Genomic DNA, 980 nt, shown 5'->3' with positions numbered 1-980 from the left:
AGCGCAGCTCGAAATACAGCCCGACCTGCTTGCTGTCGCTATTGCCCATTTCAGCGATCTTCTGGCCCTGGCTGACGCGTTGGCCTTCCTTGACCAGCAGCTTGCTGTTGTGGGCGTAGATGCTCAGGAAGCTGGCGTTGTGCTTGACGATGACCAGGTGGCCATAGCCGCGCAGGCCGCTGCCGGAATAGGCCACGGTGCCTTGCGCCGCCGCCACCACCGGCGTGCCGGAGGAATTGCTGATGACGATGCCGTTGGAACCCGAACCGTCATAGCCGCGCGTGACCTTGCCCTGGGCGGGCCAGACCAGCGAGATCGCCCCCGGCGGGGCGGTGCGGCGCTTGGCGGTCGAGGTAGACGACTTGGGCGAAGGGGCAGGCTTGCCGCGCGCCTTGCTGGGCGCGGTGGACGTGCTGGCCTGCCCAGCCGGCGGCGCCACCCGCAACAATTGCCCGACTTCGATGGCATTGGAATTCGACAGATTGTTCCAGCGCACCAGATTGCTCACGCTGGTGCCCTGCTTGCGCGCGATCTGGGTCAGCGTGTCGCCCGACTGCACACGGTAGTAGCCGGGCTGGACCTTGGTGGTGCCGCAGGCGGACAGCAGGGCCAGCAGCGCCACGGCCAGCACGCACATCCACAAGCGGAAGGACGGCCTGCCCCGGCGTACGGCAGCGGGCAACGTGGAAAGAGGCAGGGTCTGGGCGGACGAGGAAAGCACTGAAACCTGAGGCACTGAGTGGGATGTCGGGAGATATTTGAGTGCGTTCAAGGGTACCAAGATTTTGGCGGGCCATGGGCGCCGGCGTCAGATGCTTGCGCCGGTCGCGCGGGATAGAATGCCGCCATGACCCGCCTGATCCGCCTCCAGCACCTCGGCAGCGCCGCACGCGCGCGGGGCGTGCTGTGGCTGGCGCTTCTGGCCCTGGCGCTGCGCGCGCTGGTTCCGGCGGGCTACATGCCCGACGCCCGGGCGCTGC

General features: G+C 67.6%; 1 protein-coding gene. It reads right to left on the bottom strand.

Annotated features, from left to right (window positions below):
• A partial coding sequence (locus NGK62_RS32330; RefSeq protein ID WP_251882152.1) for a M23 family metallopeptidase occupies positions 1 to 637 on the bottom strand: 637 nt, incomplete at its 3' end.
• Positions 638 to 980 lie beyond the last annotated feature (343 nt).

Origin of the sequence: Achromobacter sp. Marseille-Q4954 (genome assembly GCF_943737025.1) — a bacterium.
GTDB lineage: Bacteria > Pseudomonadota > Gammaproteobacteria > Burkholderiales > Burkholderiaceae_B > Achromobacter > Achromobacter bronchisepticus_A.
Note: the sequence above shows the minus strand (reverse complement) of the source record. Positions and strands in the feature narration are given on the sequence as shown.